The organism is Kitasatospora sp. NBC_01250 (assembly GCF_036226465.1).
In the GTDB taxonomy this organism is placed as follows: domain Bacteria; phylum Actinomycetota; class Actinomycetes; order Streptomycetales; family Streptomycetaceae; genus Kitasatospora.
Window position 1 is genome coordinate 7,771,692 of the sequence record NZ_CP108476.1, and the last position, 14,146, is coordinate 7,785,837.

The 14,146-nt window shown below is 69.4% G+C and carries 16 protein-coding genes and 2 pseudogenes; 10 read left to right on the top strand and 8 right to left on the bottom strand.

Annotation, left to right across the window (positions count from 1 at the left end; translation table 11 throughout):
- The first annotated feature begins 135 nt into the window (after window positions 1-135).
- The 3 genes from OG500_RS32840 (at window position 136) to OG500_RS32850 (ending at window position 2,292) form a co-directional block, all read left to right on the top strand.
- Window positions 136-771, top strand: a complete 636-nt coding sequence (locus OG500_RS32840; protein ID WP_327070474.1) for a hypothetical protein — start codon at window positions 136-138, stop codon at window positions 769-771.
- A 130-nt stretch (window positions 772-901) separates the two neighbouring features.
- Window positions 902-1,549, top strand: a complete 648-nt coding sequence (locus OG500_RS32845) for a hypothetical protein (protein WP_329585466.1) — start codon at window positions 902-904, stop codon at window positions 1,547-1,549.
- Between the two features lie 101 nt (window positions 1,550-1,650).
- Complete coding sequence (locus OG500_RS32850) at window positions 1,651-2,292, top strand: DUF2461 domain-containing protein (protein WP_327070476.1); 642 nt, start codon at window positions 1,651-1,653, stop codon at window positions 2,290-2,292.
- A 21-nt stretch (window positions 2,293-2,313) separates the two neighbouring features.
- Here OG500_RS32850 and OG500_RS32855 read toward each other — a convergent pair whose 3' ends face one another.
- Window positions 2,314-3,237, bottom strand: a complete 924-nt coding sequence (locus OG500_RS32855; RefSeq protein ID WP_329585469.1) for an aldo/keto reductase — start codon at window positions 3,235-3,237, stop codon at window positions 2,314-2,316.
- Window positions 3,238-3,423: 186 nt separating this feature from the next.
- Here OG500_RS32855 and OG500_RS32860 point away from each other — a divergent pair, with 186 nt between their 5' ends.
- Entirely contained in the window at window positions 3,424-4,425 is a 1,002-nt protein-coding gene (locus OG500_RS32860) for an ArsR/SmtB family transcription factor (RefSeq protein WP_329585472.1), read from the top strand.
- Window positions 4,426-4,601: 176 nt separating this feature from the next.
- Here OG500_RS32860 and OG500_RS32865 read toward each other — a convergent pair whose 3' ends face one another.
- Window positions 4,602-5,858, bottom strand: a complete 1,257-nt coding sequence (locus tag OG500_RS32865) for a GNAT family N-acetyltransferase (protein WP_329585475.1) — start codon at window positions 5,856-5,858, stop codon at window positions 4,602-4,604.
- Window positions 5,859-6,004: 146 nt separating this feature from the next.
- Here OG500_RS32865 and OG500_RS32870 point away from each other — a divergent pair, with 146 nt between their 5' ends.
- Window positions 6,005-6,388, top strand: coding sequence for a bleomycin resistance protein (locus OG500_RS32870; protein ID WP_327070481.1), 384 nt, complete (start codon window positions 6,005-6,007; stop codon window positions 6,386-6,388).
- A 100-nt stretch (window positions 6,389-6,488) separates the two neighbouring features.
- Window positions 6,489-6,839 carry a hypothetical protein gene (locus OG500_RS32875; RefSeq protein ID WP_329585478.1) on the top strand — a complete coding sequence of 117 codons (351 nt, stop codon included), beginning with the start codon at window positions 6,489-6,491 and terminating at the stop codon, window positions 6,837-6,839.
- Between the two features lie 149 nt (window positions 6,840-6,988).
- Here the strand turns inward: OG500_RS32875 and OG500_RS32880 are convergent, their stop codons facing one another.
- From OG500_RS32880 to OG500_RS32890, 4 genes and pseudogenes are all read right to left on the bottom strand, one after another.
- Window positions 6,989-7,567: a hypothetical protein gene (locus OG500_RS32880; protein ID WP_329585481.1), complete on the bottom strand. Its 579-nt coding sequence runs from the start codon at window positions 7,565-7,567 to the stop codon at window positions 6,989-6,991.
- 351 nt (window positions 7,568-7,918) lie between these two features.
- Window positions 7,919-8,103 (bottom strand): annotated as a pseudogene (locus OG500_RS38280) (transposase); the annotation flags it as partial.
- A 155-nt stretch (window positions 8,104-8,258) separates the two neighbouring features.
- A pseudogene (locus tag OG500_RS38285) lies at window positions 8,259-8,688 on the bottom strand (transposase); the annotation flags it as partial.
- A 9-nt stretch (window positions 8,689-8,697) separates the two neighbouring features.
- A complete protein-coding gene (locus OG500_RS32890) occupies window positions 8,698-9,117 on the bottom strand; it encodes an ATP-binding protein (RefSeq protein ID WP_329585484.1) in 420 nt (139 codons plus the stop codon).
- 298 nt (window positions 9,118-9,415) lie between these two features.
- On the opposite strand from OG500_RS32890, the gene OG500_RS32895 reads away from it, so the two are divergent.
- A complete protein-coding gene (locus OG500_RS32895; RefSeq protein ID WP_327070486.1) occupies window positions 9,416-10,303 on the top strand; it encodes a helix-turn-helix domain-containing protein in 888 nt (295 codons plus the stop codon).
- On the top strand, window positions 10,290-10,502 hold the full coding sequence (locus tag OG500_RS32900) for a DUF397 domain-containing protein (RefSeq protein WP_329585487.1): 213 nt from the start codon (window positions 10,290-10,292) through the stop codon (window positions 10,500-10,502). The genes OG500_RS32895 and OG500_RS32900 overlap by 14 nt, the downstream gene beginning before the upstream one ends.
- Before the next feature lie 374 nt (window positions 10,503-10,876).
- Here OG500_RS32900 and OG500_RS32905 read toward each other — a convergent pair whose 3' ends face one another.
- Both OG500_RS32905 and OG500_RS32910 read right to left on the bottom strand, forming a co-directional pair.
- Window positions 10,877-11,452 (bottom strand): HD domain-containing protein, encoded by a 576-nt coding sequence (locus tag OG500_RS32905; RefSeq protein ID WP_329585490.1) that lies wholly within the window; start codon window positions 11,450-11,452, stop codon window positions 10,877-10,879.
- Entirely contained in the window at window positions 11,449-12,561 is a 1,113-nt protein-coding gene (locus OG500_RS32910; protein WP_329585492.1) for a helix-turn-helix domain-containing protein, read from the bottom strand. The genes OG500_RS32905 and OG500_RS32910 overlap by 4 nt, the downstream gene beginning before the upstream one ends.
- Window positions 12,562-12,927: 366 nt before the next feature.
- Between OG500_RS32910 and OG500_RS32915 the strand changes: the two genes are divergently transcribed.
- Window positions 12,928-13,101, top strand: a complete 174-nt coding sequence (locus tag OG500_RS32915) for a hypothetical protein (RefSeq protein ID WP_329585495.1) — start codon at window positions 12,928-12,930, stop codon at window positions 13,099-13,101.
- 115 nt (window positions 13,102-13,216) lie between these two features.
- Window positions 13,217-14,143: a hypothetical protein gene (locus tag OG500_RS32920; protein ID WP_329585498.1), complete on the top strand. Its 927-nt coding sequence runs from the start codon at window positions 13,217-13,219 to the stop codon at window positions 14,141-14,143.
- The last annotated feature ends 3 nt before the right edge of the window (window positions 14,144-14,146 follow it).

Here is a 14,146-nt window from a genome sequence, read left to right on the forward strand (position 1 = left end):
TGGGACAGAACCGGGACACCGTCACGGCTCTGTCCCGGGGGCCGTTCGCGGCTGGACGGTCTCTGACGGCGCGTGGAAGTCTTCTTCTTGTTCGCGGCGGGGAGCTGCGGTCCACCACTCACGGGAGATCTTCAGATGCGTGTTCAGCGTGCCCTGGCGGCAAGTGCGGTCGTGGTCGTGGCGGGGCTCGGCATGACGGCCTGTCAGGACGACGTGACCGTCTCCGCCAGTACGAACGGCGGGCAGACGGCGTCGGCGGCGAGCACGGGCAAGGCGTCGGGCGGCACCGGCACCACGGGCTCGTCCTCGGGCGGCGCCGGCGCCAAGACTCCGGCCACGGGCGGCGCGGCCGCCAAGGACGCCGCCTGCACCACGAGCAACCTGATCCCCGACGTCTCGGCGGGCAGCCCCACGCCGGGGGCGGACGGCAACCTGACGGTCACCGTCTCGCTCGTGAACAAGGGCGACACCTGCTCCCTGTACGGCTTCGCCGGGGTCGACCTGACCCTCCCCAACGAGACCACCCAGGTGCCGCGCGGCTTCAAGACGCCGGGCACCGTCACCCTCGCCAAGGGGGAGGGCGGCATGTTCACCATCTCGTACCGCCCCAGCCCCAAGGGCCACTCCGGCACCAAGGTGACCACCATGACGATCACCCCGCCCGGGGAGACCCACTCGGTCAAGATGAACTGGCCGGGCGATGAGCTCGCCGCAGGTGCGGACGCCGGCGGCACGGACACGCTCTACCTGGAGCCGGTCGTCAAGCACTGACCGGTCGTGGATCATTGACCCGTCATGGAGCACTGACCCGTCGTGGAGCACTGACCCGTCGTCAGGTGGTGACGGCTCGGCGGCAGGCCCCGCAGCGGTCGATCGTGTCCCATCTGGCAGGATCGACGCCATGCTGACTCCTGACACCCGCCGATCGGCCAGTGCGGCGCGGCCGTTGATGCTGACCGCGCTCACCTCCCTCACCGCGCTCACCGCGCTCGTGCTGGCGGGCTGCGGGACGACGCGGGTGACCACGACGGCGGGCACGGACACGCCCGCTGCGTCCGCTGTGAGCGGTGCGTCCACGGCATCGGCGAAGGCGTCCGCGTCAGGTGGGCCGGCCGATGTGCGGTGCCCCGGCGAGACGCCGTCGCCCTCCGCCGCGGCCACGGGCTCGGCCACGGGCGCGGCCGACCGGCCGGGCCAGGACGCGCCGCCCGACTATGCGGACAACCACGCCTACCAGGACGCCTTCCCGCTGCTCGGCCAGGACCGCTGCAAGGGCGTGGCCGAGGTCAAGCGGATCGCGGCGGCGCTCGAACCGCTGCGCACCGGACGGGACTTCGTCCCCGGTGACGTCCAGGGACGACTCGCCGGGCTCGGCTACGCCCCGGCAAAGCTCCGCGTCTACCAGAACGGCTCGACCGGGGTCGGCTACACCGTCGACCTCGCGCCGGTCTGCCTGGAGGGGACGATGAGCCTGACCGAGGTCCGGACCGTGGCGCACGGCGGCTACCCGGACGGTACCGGCTGCTCGATGCCGCGGGGCGGCCACTGACGGCTGCCGTCGCCTGATTCCCACGGGCGGCGGTGAGACCCGCCGCCGATTTCACCGAGGGCCTCGGACTGCTGCGACCTCCTGTTGGATAGCCTGGGGCGGTGACTTTCGAAGGCTGGCAGGACGAGGCGCTGGAGTTCTACGAGCGCCTGGAGACCGACAACTCGAAGACCTTCTGGGCGGAGCACCGGGAGGTCTACGAGCGCGCGGTGCGCCAACCGATGGCGGAGCTGCTCGACCGGCTGGAGCCGGAGTTCGGCCCCGGCAAGATCTTCCGCCCCAACCGGGACATCCGGTTCAGCGCCGACAAGACCCCGTACAAGACGCACATCGGCGCCTTCCTGGAGGTCGGCGGCTACATCCAGCTCTCCGCCGACGGACTGGCCTGCGGCAACGGGATGTACCATCTGGCCACCGACCAACTGGAGCGCTACCGCGCCGCGGTGGCCGAGGACGTGACCGGCGCGGAGCTGGAGCGGGTGATCGCCCGGGTCACCAAGGCCGGCCCCGTGGTCACCGGACGCGACCCGTTGAAGACCGCGCCCCGCGGCTACCCCAAGGACCACCCGCGGATCGCGCTGCTGCGCAACAAGGGCCTGATCGCCTGGCAGGAGTGGGAGCCCGCCGACTGGCTCGGCACTCCCGAGGCCTACCGTCGGGTCACCGCCTTCCTGCGCGCCTCGCAGCCGCTGAAGGACTGGCTGGACGGCCACGTCGGGCCCAGCGAACTCCCGCCGCGCTGAGCCTTCCGGCCCGCCGGGCGGTCACGCGCCGCCCTGGTGCACAGTCTCCAGGGCGGCCAGTTCCGCTCCGTCGAGGCGCAGCGCCCCGGTGGCCACGTTGGCGGCCAGGTGGTCCGGGTCGCCGGTGCCGGGGATGGCCAGCACGTGCGGGCCGCGGTGCAGCGTCCACGCGAGCCGGAGCTGCGCCGCACTGACCCCGCGCTCCCGGGCGATGGCCAGCACCTCCTCGTCGGCTTCGCCCCGCGCGCCCGCCTGGCCGCCGGTGCCGGCGATCGAGTAGAACGGCACGAAGGCGATGCCCTGTCGGCCGCAGTCGCGCAGGAACGCGTCGTGGTCGGGCCGGATGCCCAGTCCGTACCGGTTCTGTACGCAGACCACGGGCGCGATGGCCCGGGCCTCGGCGAGCTGGTGCGGGTGGATGTTGGAGAGCCCGAGATGGCGGATCAGCCCGGCCGTGCGCAGCTCGGCCAGTGCCCCGAAGCGCTCGGCGACCGAGTCGGTGCCGACGATCCGCAGGTTCACCAGATCGAGGTGGTCGCGGCCGAGTTGGCGCAGGTTCTCCTCCACCTGGCCGCGCAACCGGTCGGGGGTCGCGTGCGGGAGGAACTCGCCCGAAGGGCTCCGGCTCGGCCCGACCTTCGTGGCGATGACGAGGTCATCGGGGTAGGGCGCCAGCGCCCGGTTGATCAACTCGTTGGCGGAGCGCAGCGGCGAGAAGTAGAAGGACGCCGTGTCGATGTGGTTCACGCCGAGCTCGACCGCGCGGCGCAGCACCCGGATCGCTCGGCCGCGATCGCTCGGCACGGCATCCTCGGCGAGGGCCTCGCCGTACTGCGTCAGGCGCATGGCGCCGAAGCCGATCCGGTTGACGGAGCGGTCGCCGAGCTGCCACGTGCCTGCCGATGCTGCGGTGATGGTGATGGTGGTGGTGGTCTGTGGGGTCATGATCGGATGATGTGCGGGGGGTAGGGTGGACAGCTATTGATTAAGCAATGACAGAATCCAGAATCTGTCAGCTGTTCCCTGTTCCCTGTTCCCTGTTCCCTGTTCCCTGATGGCTGATCGCTGTTTCTCGATCGCCGGTCCCTGTCCGCTGCCCGCTGCTCTCACGTCTCCTGAGGAGTGATCGTCGTGCCCGCGGAGCTGACGTTCTCGGCGAACGACCTGGCGCAGATGCGCTTCGCCGTCTCGCCCATGTGGGAGCTCGGGACCAGCTTCAAGCTGCTGAACTCGGGGGCCGCGCACCCCGTGCACCAACGCTGGATCGACCAGGTGCGGCCCCGGGCGGTGGCCGCCGGGCTGGACCGGGGGTGGCTCGCCGAACTGATCCGGCCCGACGCGTACGTCCCCGACTTCCTCAACCCGGCACCGGCGGGACCGGCGCCGACCCTGGCCGCCGAGCTCACCGCGATCCTTGCCGCCCCCGCCGAGCGGGTCCGCCAGGACCTCGACCGCCTGCGGCAGGAGCAGGGCCCGCTCGGCCCGCGCCTGCGCTCCCTGCGCGCCGAGCCGTCCGCCCACCTCCGCAGGCTCGCCGAGGAGATCGAGACCTACTGGGAGCTCGCGCTGGCGCCCTACTGGGCGCGGATCCGGGCCGTGCTGGATGCGGAGGTCTTCCAACGGGCCCGGCAGGTCGCCGAGCACGGTGCGGTCCATCTCCTCAACGACCTGCACACCTCGGTGGGTTGGGACGACAACGTGCTGCGCCTGAGTCGTCGCAGCAACCCGATCTCACGGACGACGGCCGGTGCCGGGCTGCTGCTGATCCCCTCGGCCTTCACCGGATCGGTCCCGCTCACCCGGGTCACGCCGCCGGAGCCACCCCAACTCGCCTACCCCGCAAGGGGTGTGGGCTCTCTCTGGGAGGCGCGGCCGGTCACCGGCAGCGCCGCGATCGCCGCCGTGCTCGGCCGCTCCAAGGCCCTGCTGCTCACCGAACTCGACACGCCGGCCTCCACCACCGAACTGGCCCGCCGTACCGGCCTCTCCGCCCCGGCCGTCTCCCAACACCTCACCGCCCTGCGCGACGCGGGCCTGACCAGCGCCCACCGCGCGGGCCGCTCGGTGCTCTACGCCCGCACCGCGGTGGCCGAGTCCGTGCTCGCCGCGACGGCCGCGCGAGGGGCCGGGTAAGTGGTGGACCACGGTCGACCCCCGTCGCCGTTCAGCGGGTCTTGACGTCCAAGGTCAGGTCGCCGGCGGGGTTCCAGCCCTTTTCGGGTCGTCTCCCGGCCTTCCTCGTCCAGGACGACCAGCTCCGAGAGCCGGCCGTTGGCGTGCCAGTACCGCCACGCTCCCATGGCGTGGGGTCAGAACCAGTGCAGGCAGTGCGGGTGCCGCTCGGCGTGGAAGAGGATGTCGGCGCGGGTGGCCGCGTCCGGGCGGTGGGCGCGGATGTGTCCGGCGCGGACGAGTGTGCTGGGCGCGGTGCCGCCGAGGTAGATCGAGCCGAGGTCGTTCACGTTCAGGGAGAGGTCGGGGTCCCGATCCGTGGGGACGCAGTCGGCCTTGCCGTCCCGGACGGTCAGCAGGTAGCGGTGGTGCTCGCCGAGGAACGGGTCGTCGACGTCGAGGACGAGCTCGCCGTCCGTGAACCAGCCGCGTGCGGTCAACGCCTGCGGTATGTCCAGGAGCCGTACCCAGAGCCAGTCGGAGTCGTTGCTCACCTGGGCGGCACGGAAGTCCGCCAGCTGCCAGCGCAGCGGGTGCCCGGGCGGGAAGTGCTTGAACGCGACCTGGGTGACGAGGTCGTGGCCGAGCAGGAACTCGATCAGGGCGGTGCAGACGGCGTCGTCGGCGGCGATGGTCTCGTCGACCGTCAGAGTGCCTTCGCTGAGCACATAGCTGGCGTACCCGTCCGGGACGCCGTCGGTGTCGCGGTGGACGGCGACGTAGCGCGGCGCCGGAGCGATCGGGGGCTGCCCCGCGCCGCGGGTCCACCAGCGGTGCGGCCGGGACAGGGCGCCGGGCTGGGCGCGGCGGTACCGGTCGTAGACCTCTTCGAGGATCGCGCCGCACTCGGTACGCCGCATCACCTCGACCGAGCCGCTGGTGGAGCCGGCAGCCGGGTCGGTGGCCGGGTCGGTGGCCGGGGCGTCTGCCCGTCCGTGCGCCCGCAGCGGGGCGAGGGCGCCCTGGTGGCGTGCCACCGTGAGCCGTCCCGTGTAGGTCGCCGGTCCGTAGCCGAACCTGCCGTAGATCGGGGCCTCCGCGGCCAGCAGGACGGAGAGGAACTCCCCGCGTGCCCGCAGCTCGGTGAGCTGGTGCCGCATCATCGCGGTGAGCACGCCCCGGCGCCGGTGCGAGGGCAGGACGCCGACGGCGGTGACTCCGGCGGCCGGGGCGATGGTCCCGCCGGGCAGGGTGAGTTCGAACGAGTACGCGGCGGCGGTCCCGACGGGCCGCCCGTCCGCGGTCAGGGCCAGCAGCCCGCGGTCCATCTCGAACGCCGACCACCAGACGCCGCCGCCATCGTCGTTCGGGGTGTCCGGGTGGAGCCCGAACGCGGTGTGGAGTGTGCTGACGAAGACGTCGAGGTCCTGGTCGGTCGTGGGACGGATGTCCATCGGTGCTGCTGCCTCCCCTGGGATTCGGGCACCACGGCTGCTGGTGTCCGGCCCACAGTGCAGCGTCGACCTGCGGCCGGGTCAAGTCAATTTCGCGGATCCGACGGACCTGGCCGCCCAGGACGGGCAAGCTCTAGGGTGGACGCATGGACGAGTACGCGGTGCCGATCCTGCCCAGCCGCGACCTGGGCGAGACGCTCACCTTCTATGCCCGGCTGGGCTTTGAGCAGCGCGGGGTGTCAACCGAGCAGGACGACTACCTGATCCTGGTGCGCGGCACCGTGGAGCTGCACTTCTGGCACCACCCCGAGGTGGATCCGCTGGCCACGGCGGGCAGTTGCTACCTGCAGGTCAGGGATGCGGATACGCTCCACCGCAGTTGGGCCGAGATCGGGGTGCCCAGCGACCGGGCCACCGGGAGCCGTCTGGAGCCGCCCACCGACACCGCTTACCGGATGCGCGAGTTCGCCCTCGTCGACCGCAGCGGCAACCTGCTGCGCGTCGGCAGCCCGGTGCGTCCTCGCCCCTGAGACCGGGAGCCTTGCAGCGCAGGCCGTCAGGGTGGTCGTCGTCACCGGAGCCGGACTGATCCGGTCGGGGCAGGTCGAGAAGGCCGAGTAGCCTCGCCCTATGGTGGATCAAGAGCGGTACGCCCTGTATCGGGAAGAGTCGAAGTTGCTGGCAGCGATCGGCGCGCACGTCGACGCCCAGGTCGGCAGTGTCACGGTGCGACTGCCCAGGGCGGTGGCCGAGGCCGCGGTGGCCGCTTGGGAGCGTGACGATCCGGACGGTGACTTCGACGAGGAGACCCACGAGCAGTACGCGCTGCGTACCCAGGCCGGTGATCTGGCACTGATCGGCCTTGCGATCTCGGACGAGGGCCGCTGGGAGGGCGATGAGGTCGTCGTCGACCTGCATGTCCACTCCGCGGGGGCGGCCTGGCTCCAGGCTGCCGAGCTGGGACTGACCGGCCGGTCCTGAGAGGCGTCCAGGAGGTCAGGAGCCGGAGGCCCGGGTGGCCGCGAGCTGCAGGCCGACCTGGCGCTGCAACGCGCCGGCGGGGCAGCCCCCAGCCGTGACCGACGACTGAGGGGCGCTTCCCGTACCGGAGTCGAGGATCCGACGGGACGTCAGTCGATCCCGATGACCTTGCCGTCGACCGTCGCCTTGACCTGCTTGGTGGCGCGAGTGCCCTGGACGTCGACGATGATCTGGATGTCGCTCGAGAACGGCAGCATGCGCTTGACGGCGGCGCTGGAGGCCTTGGCGCCCTCGATGTTCGCCGCGGCCGGTGAGTCGGCGAGCAGCTTGGCGAGTACCTCGGGCTTGATCGAGGTGCTGTCGAAGATGTTCTGCTCGAGGGCGCCGGGGGCGCTGTCGCTGATGTCGACGGGCCGTGGGTCCTGGACCTGCCCGTCGCGGTAGGTGAACCTGTTGACCTCGGTGGGCTTTGCGGGGTCGACGGCATCGACCTGCACGTAGTCCGAGTACACGTCGAGCTCGAGGACCTTCATCGGCGATGCGCCCACCTTTTTGGCTATCGCCTGGACGGCCTGGTCCATGGCCGGTGCGGCGAACAGGTCCGCCGTGGCTGCGATGCTCGCGGCGGGCCCCGGCTTCGTCGCGGCGCCGATGGCCGAGCAGCCGGTGAGCGTCACGGTGACGGCGAGGGAGAGCGTGAGCGTGGCGATGGCGGAACGGCGGGGCATGTGAGCGTTCTCCAGTGGTGAGTAGTGCCGACCGGTCGGGGGAGGCCGGGTGTACCGCTCCGCCGATGGTCAGGTCTGCGGCTTCGCCGTGCCCCGCGATGGGCGGGCGGCTCGTGACCACGCAGGCGCGACGCTGGGCGAACCGGCGTTCCATTTCGTCGCGCTGCACAGGGTAGGGCACCGCATGTGGGTATCGAACTCGATGGCTTCCTGGCGGCCGATCATCGAACGTCACGTCATGTCCGGTCAGGTCATGACGTTTCGCGTCCGGACTCGCGCACGGCCTCCTCCACGATCGTGGCGCGGCGGGCGGTCAGCGGCATCGGTAGAACTACGCGGGTGCGCTACTGAAATTGAATGCGCGACCGGCGACCGGATGCCCTCCTGCGGGTTCAGGTCCGGAGCACACAGGTGGGCAGCTGGAACACGGCCGGCCGGTCGGCGTTCGCCTCGATGAACTCCCGCAGTGGCTTGGCCAGGTGGAGGCGGACGTCGTCCCACACGAGGACGACCGGGCCGACGAGCCGGGTTCGGGCGGACGGGCGGCTGCATCGCCCAGCAGGCCGACCGTGCTCGCGCTCGTGCTCGCGCTCGCGCCCGGAATCAGAAGCTGCGCGGGCAGCCGACTGTTAACGGTCAATGCCTGCAACGCAGTTGTCAGATGGCGGTTCGAGCGTTGATGTCCGTTTCAAAGTGAGGCTCGGACGGTGCCGCCTGCGTGTTCGGCGACTCGGTCCAGCAGGGCGATGCCCGCGGCGTTGTCGTGCGTGTTCGCGGCCAGGACGATGACGGCGATGACCAGGCCCAGCACGTCGACGGCCGGGGCCCGTTTGCGACCGGGAGCCCGTTTCGCCGGATCTCGGCCGGTCGTGGTGGCGGGGCCCCGGAGGCCGCGCGGCCGCTCTGCGTGTTCAGTACCACCAGGGCCGGGTCCTCTGATCGCCGGGCCGGCTCGCGGACCTGGCAGCGCAGGAGCTCGTGGATGACCTGATCGGTCCCGTCGTCGCGCCAGGCGGCGAAGTAGTAGTCGCGCTCCACGGCGGCAGATCGTGCGGGAGGTGGGCCCACTGGCAACCGGTCCTGCCCTGATAGAGGATCGAGTTCACGATCTCCCGGGCGTCGGACCTTGATCAGCAGTCAGGGGGACAACTGCACCACACGCGTTTGCCGACCCCTTCGCGCGGTCCCCATCCCCACTTCTCGGAGAGCGTCTCGACGAGCAGCAGTCCGCGGCCCGAGCAGCCGTCGGGCGACTCCTGTAGGACCGGGTGCGTGCTGGAGGCGTCCTCCACCGCGATCCACAGGCGGTCCGGGTCCACTTCCAGTTCGAGGTGGACCCGCTGCCCCGGCCTGGTGCCGTGGAGCACGGCATTGGTCACCAGTTCGGTCACCAACAACTCGCCGTTGTCGACGAACCGTTCGCCTCCGTCGACGCGGGACAGGAAGTCGCGGAGCAGCTGGCGGGCGCCGGCCGGGGAGTGGTGGCTCTTCTGCAGCCAGCGGTGGTCGCGGGCGATCGGCAGCGGCGCCCGGTCGATCGGTTCGTGCATGGCGGATTCCCCTTGTGTAGTACGCCTGTTGTGCGGTCAGGGGTGAACGGAGGGTGCCCCGACGACGGTCGGACGCGAGCACGGGGATGCCCGGTGATGAACCGTCATGATCACTTTGTGTCGTGATGTCCTCCACTGTGAGTAGCATGCTCTCCGATGGTGGCAATCTGCAAGACTTCATTCGGGGTCTTCGAATTGACCTATTCGAACAAATGACGCTCGTTGCGAATCGGGTCCACCAATGCTTTCATTTCGGATGCCAGGAGTGCCTCAACTGGCAACAGGGAAGGGAACAGTCATGGACAACGGCCCCACCGGTTCGACGGTGCCGCGCAGGCAGCTCGGGCGGAATCTGCGCGACCTCCGCAACCAGGCGCGGATGACGGTGCGGGCGGCCGCACGCCGGCTGGAGTGGTCCGAGGCGAAGATGTGGCGGATCGAGACCGGCCAGACCTCGCTGCGCAGCCTCGACGTCGAAGCGATGTGCAAGGTCTACGGCGCCCCGGGCCAGTTGACCGAGGCTCTGATGGCCCTCGCGAAGGAGACGAAGGCCCGCGGGTGGTGGCACGCCTATGGCGACGTGATCCCCGAGGGGTTCGACCTGTTCATCGGACTGGAGGAGGCTGCGTCACGGATCGACTGGTACGAAAGCGAGTTGGTTCCCGGCCTGCTCCAGACCGAGGAGTACGCGCGGACCGTCATCCGGGCCGGGAAGCCGGACGAGGACGACGAAGAGGTGGAGCGGCGCGTTCGCTTGCGGACGGCACGTCAGGTGCTGCTCACCAGGGTCACCGAGCCGCTGACCTTCGATGCGGTGATCAATGAGGCTGTACTGCGGCGCCCGATCGGTGGTCCGTCCGTCATGTCCGGCCAACTCGAACGCCTCCTGATCGTCAGTGAGTTGCCCAACGTGACGATCAAGGTTGTCCCCTTCAGTGCGGGTTTTCACCTCGGCGTGCTGTCGGGGTCGTTCGGAGTCCTGCGCTTCCCGCTCGATGGAAACGGGGCTGAGACCGAGCCTCCGACCGTCTATGCGGATGGCTTTACTGGTGACCTGTACTTGGACAAGCCTCATGAAGTCGAACGCTATGACGCCGCCTTCAAGAGCATTCGAGCAGCAGCGCTCGATGAGCAGGCGTCACGGCACCTGATCTCCGAAGTGGCAGGGAGTTATGGACAGGATTGATCTGACGCCGACACGGTGGTTCAAGTCCAGCCGCAGTAACGCGCAGTCCGCTTGCGTCGAGGTCGCCGCAGGCCTCCCCGGTGCGGTGCCTGTGCGGGACAGCAAGGATCCGCAGGGGCCCGCGTTGGTCTTCGGGCCCGCGGCCTGGCGGACGTTCGTGACGGCGCTGCACGGCGAGGGGCTCTCGGGCGCCTGCTGAGCCGTTCCGTGAACACCGATGGCTCCTCGGCCCGTTCGGGCCGAGGAGCCATCATCTTTTGGCGTCCATAACGGAGTTCTCGGCTTGCTCGCGATCTGTTCTCGGTCTGTTCTGAATCATCGAGTCCCGGATCGGCTGCTAGAAATTGGGTCTCGCCCCGGTTCCCGTCCCCGCTGTCGGCCGCTTGACCGGCCTTTGCGGGCCGAGTGCTGGGCCTTTCCAAGTGAGCAAGGCGGAAGCCGTGGTCCAGAACGACTTGTAGCCGTCGCGGGGTCGCTCTATTTACGGCCGCTCCGCGAATACCTGCTCGTACAGCGGTGCGATCTCCACCAACGCCTGGGCGCTGATGGTTCCGAAGGCGGGTGTCTGCGAGGTCAACCGAGGTAGACCTTCTGCCACTCCAGTGATGTCATCGTCAGCGCGGCCTCGGCGAGGGTGCGCGCCGACTCGGTCTTGAGGCTGCCCAAACTACTGTCGATCCACGGCTGGACATTCTGGTATCCCTGCTCACGGTACTCCACGGCCTGGATCAGACACTCCAGCTTGTCCGCGTCGTGGGCGACCGTGACTTCCGGGCTCTCGGAGTTCTCGTACTCCTCCACGATGGCCTGCACACCGGCGGTCACGGCAGGGTGAGCGGCGCTCACCTGGTCGGCCGTTACCCGCTCGTTGGAGGCAGCAGAAAGGTAGCGCCGGCCGATGTGCGGGATATCGCTGATCCGCGTCTCCTGGGTGTCGTGGAAGAGGCACAGCAGCGCCACCTTGGCCGGGTCGACACCCTCCATCATCGCGAGCACCGCGCCCACGACGCCGGTCCGGAACGAGTGCTCGGCGATCGTCTCGGGGTCCTTGACTCCAGCGATCCACCAGCCGGAGCGCTTCGCCCGCTTGAGCATGCCCGCCTCGAACAGGTAACCCGCAGTGCCCTTCGCCTGCCTGTCGTCCGTCATGGCCGTCCTTTGCCGTTGGATCGGTTGTCGTGGAAACCCCCCACTCGCAGACCGTAGTGCAAAGACTCCAGCTCGTGGCGGGACTGTTGCGAAAGGCCGTCACCATCGAGCAACACGCGCACCCGTGCCGCCAGATCGCGGGCGGTGAACGGGTCGGCGTCGGCGAGACTGCGCCGGGTGAGCATGAGTGCCCAGATCGAATGGACGTACAGGTCGGTGTACTCGCCAGCCCGGTCCAGTCGGATGGTGAACTGCCGCAGCAACGCGGAGGCGTCCCACGCAGGGTGCTCCCGCTCGGCCATGAAGTCGTCGCTGACTTTGGGGTGCGAGTCGACTCCAAGCCAGTGTGCCCAGTAGTTCAGGTTCGCGGTCTCGAAGTCGTCGTTGTCGGTGATCGAGCGGGCGATAAAATCACGCAGCAGTTCTGGATCGCCCTGCCGGGCCAGCGCCGCCGCGACCGACCGTGCCTCGGCCCACCGTGGCGACCATCCCGAGCCGGCCGAGGGAATCCGGCCTCGGCGCTGCATCCCGCCGAACCACTCGACTACGTCTCGGTTCCGGTCATAGGAGGAGAGGTACCAGACCTGTCTCCGGAGTAACGCGGTCTTCTCGCCCTCGGCCTCTACCAGTTCGGCGGCGTGCCGGAGGTTGTCGAAGAACCGCCCGCGCTCCTCCTGGCCGAGGAGCGGCGCTGCGTACACCGGCCCGCGCCGGGCAGCAGGAACGCTCAACTCGGCGGCGACCGCGCCGGGAAGATCCCCGCTGACGGCCCAACCGATCATGTGCGTGGTGTCGCGGGTGAGTACCCAGCCAGCCAGTGGATGCTCCAGAGTCTCGCGTCGGTTCGACCGCGACCGCAGTATCTCGCCGAGTACGAAGTCTGCGTCCATGGCGATGCTCATCAGGTCCACGAGCCCAACCGGCGCCCCGAGCAGGATCAGCTTTCTGCGGAGCGCCACGAGGTTGCCCGCCCGGGTGGAGGAGAGCGGCCGACGGCCGGACTCCCAGCCCTGCACGGTGCTCTTGTCAATGCCCAGGTCGACGGCCAACTCGTCCTGAGTCCGAGGGATCTGCTCGCGGATGACCTTGAACAGAAACCCGGAGATCACACCATCGGGGACTCGATCGGGCCCGGGATGACTGCCAGTCAGTGCTTCACCACGCCTCGGCGGTGTCCGAGCGGTCATTCCGGGCCCCCTTGGCCTCGATCGTCCGGATAACTCGTACTGGCAGTCCGTCGAACCGTGGATTCACTGGTCGTAACTTACTGACTACGGAATCAGCGGTGACAGCGGGAGCTTAGTACCACCTCGGCTCCCCGCGACGATGGCCGGAACCCTCGCACCGGCCGGCCGGTGCGAGGGCGCAGAGCCCCCAGTCCGGTGGAAAGGGTCATCGCCGGGCCGGGCCGCACCACCCCGCAAGACTGCTCACCCGCACCTGGGCGAGCAGAGTCACCCCGATTGGAGAGGCACATGAGCACCACCATCAAGCCCGGTGACCAGGAGGTCACCAACCTGACGCGCCGCCTGGATCACTCGGTCCCGGACGGCGACTTCGCCCCGGCGGCGTCCGTCGAGTCCCTGACCCGTCGCCTGGATCACTCGGTCCCGGACGGCGACTTCGCCCCGGCGGATGCCGAAGTCTGACCGCAGTTCCGAACTGATGCCGGTTAGTTGACGGCATAGGCGGGTCGGCTCGGATGTTAACCCGAGCCGACCCGTCGCGTGGCGACGCACACACCCCAATCAAGGAGAGTCCGCATTGAAGACCGCCATCGCCCCCCGCGTCCCCACCGGCTCCTTCTTCGACCTCGACCGGAAGGACCCGGACCTGATCCGGCTGCGCGAAGCGGGCGCGGAGAGCGCTCTGCCGTTCGCCCTGATGGAGCGCCTGGTGAAGTCGGGCACCCGCTACGCGGAGCACGCCCGCTCCCTGCGCAGTGACAACGTGACCGTGGCTGGGGCAAACTTCGACTGGTTCGACGCCGAGCTTCCCGGCGAGATCGCCGACGAGATCAACCTGACGGACTACGAGATCGTCCAGCACACCGACGAGCGCCGCGCGGCGCTGACCCAGGCCCTGGACCGCCTGTCGCTGGTCCACCCCGAGGGATTCGCCCGTGTGCGCGAGTTCGTTCGTGGGCTGCTGTGGGTGGGCCTCAAGCCCGACGTCCGCACCTCCTCGCTGACCAGCAGCAGCGATCCGGCGCTGCCCTACGTCATCGTGTTCTCCGAGAAAGCCCGGCACCACATCCCGCCGAATACCGTCAGCGAGCAGCCGTCCCACCTCTTCCTGGCGGAGAACATCCTGCACGAGGGCACCCACCAGTCGGTCAGCTTCCACGTCCTCCAGCACCAGACATTCGCCGACGGGTACTCCTCCAAGACGTCCCCCAAGATCGAGATCAAGTGGCGGGCCGGGCAGGGCGTCGTGCGCAACCAGTTCTGGGAAGTGGACCGGGCCTTCCACGCGACCTGCGTGTACAACCAGTTGCTGCGGTTTCGCCGGATCGAACTCGACCGCGACGACCTGACCGCCAACGAGCGTGAGTGCTTTCAGGCCGCCTACGGCGAGGGGCTGCCGGCTGTCCGCTACCTCATGCGCGAACTCGAACTCCTGAGTGGGCAATTCTCCCCGCATGGGGTGGATCTGCTGGCTGACTTGCGCCACCAGACCGACCAGCTGTAGTGC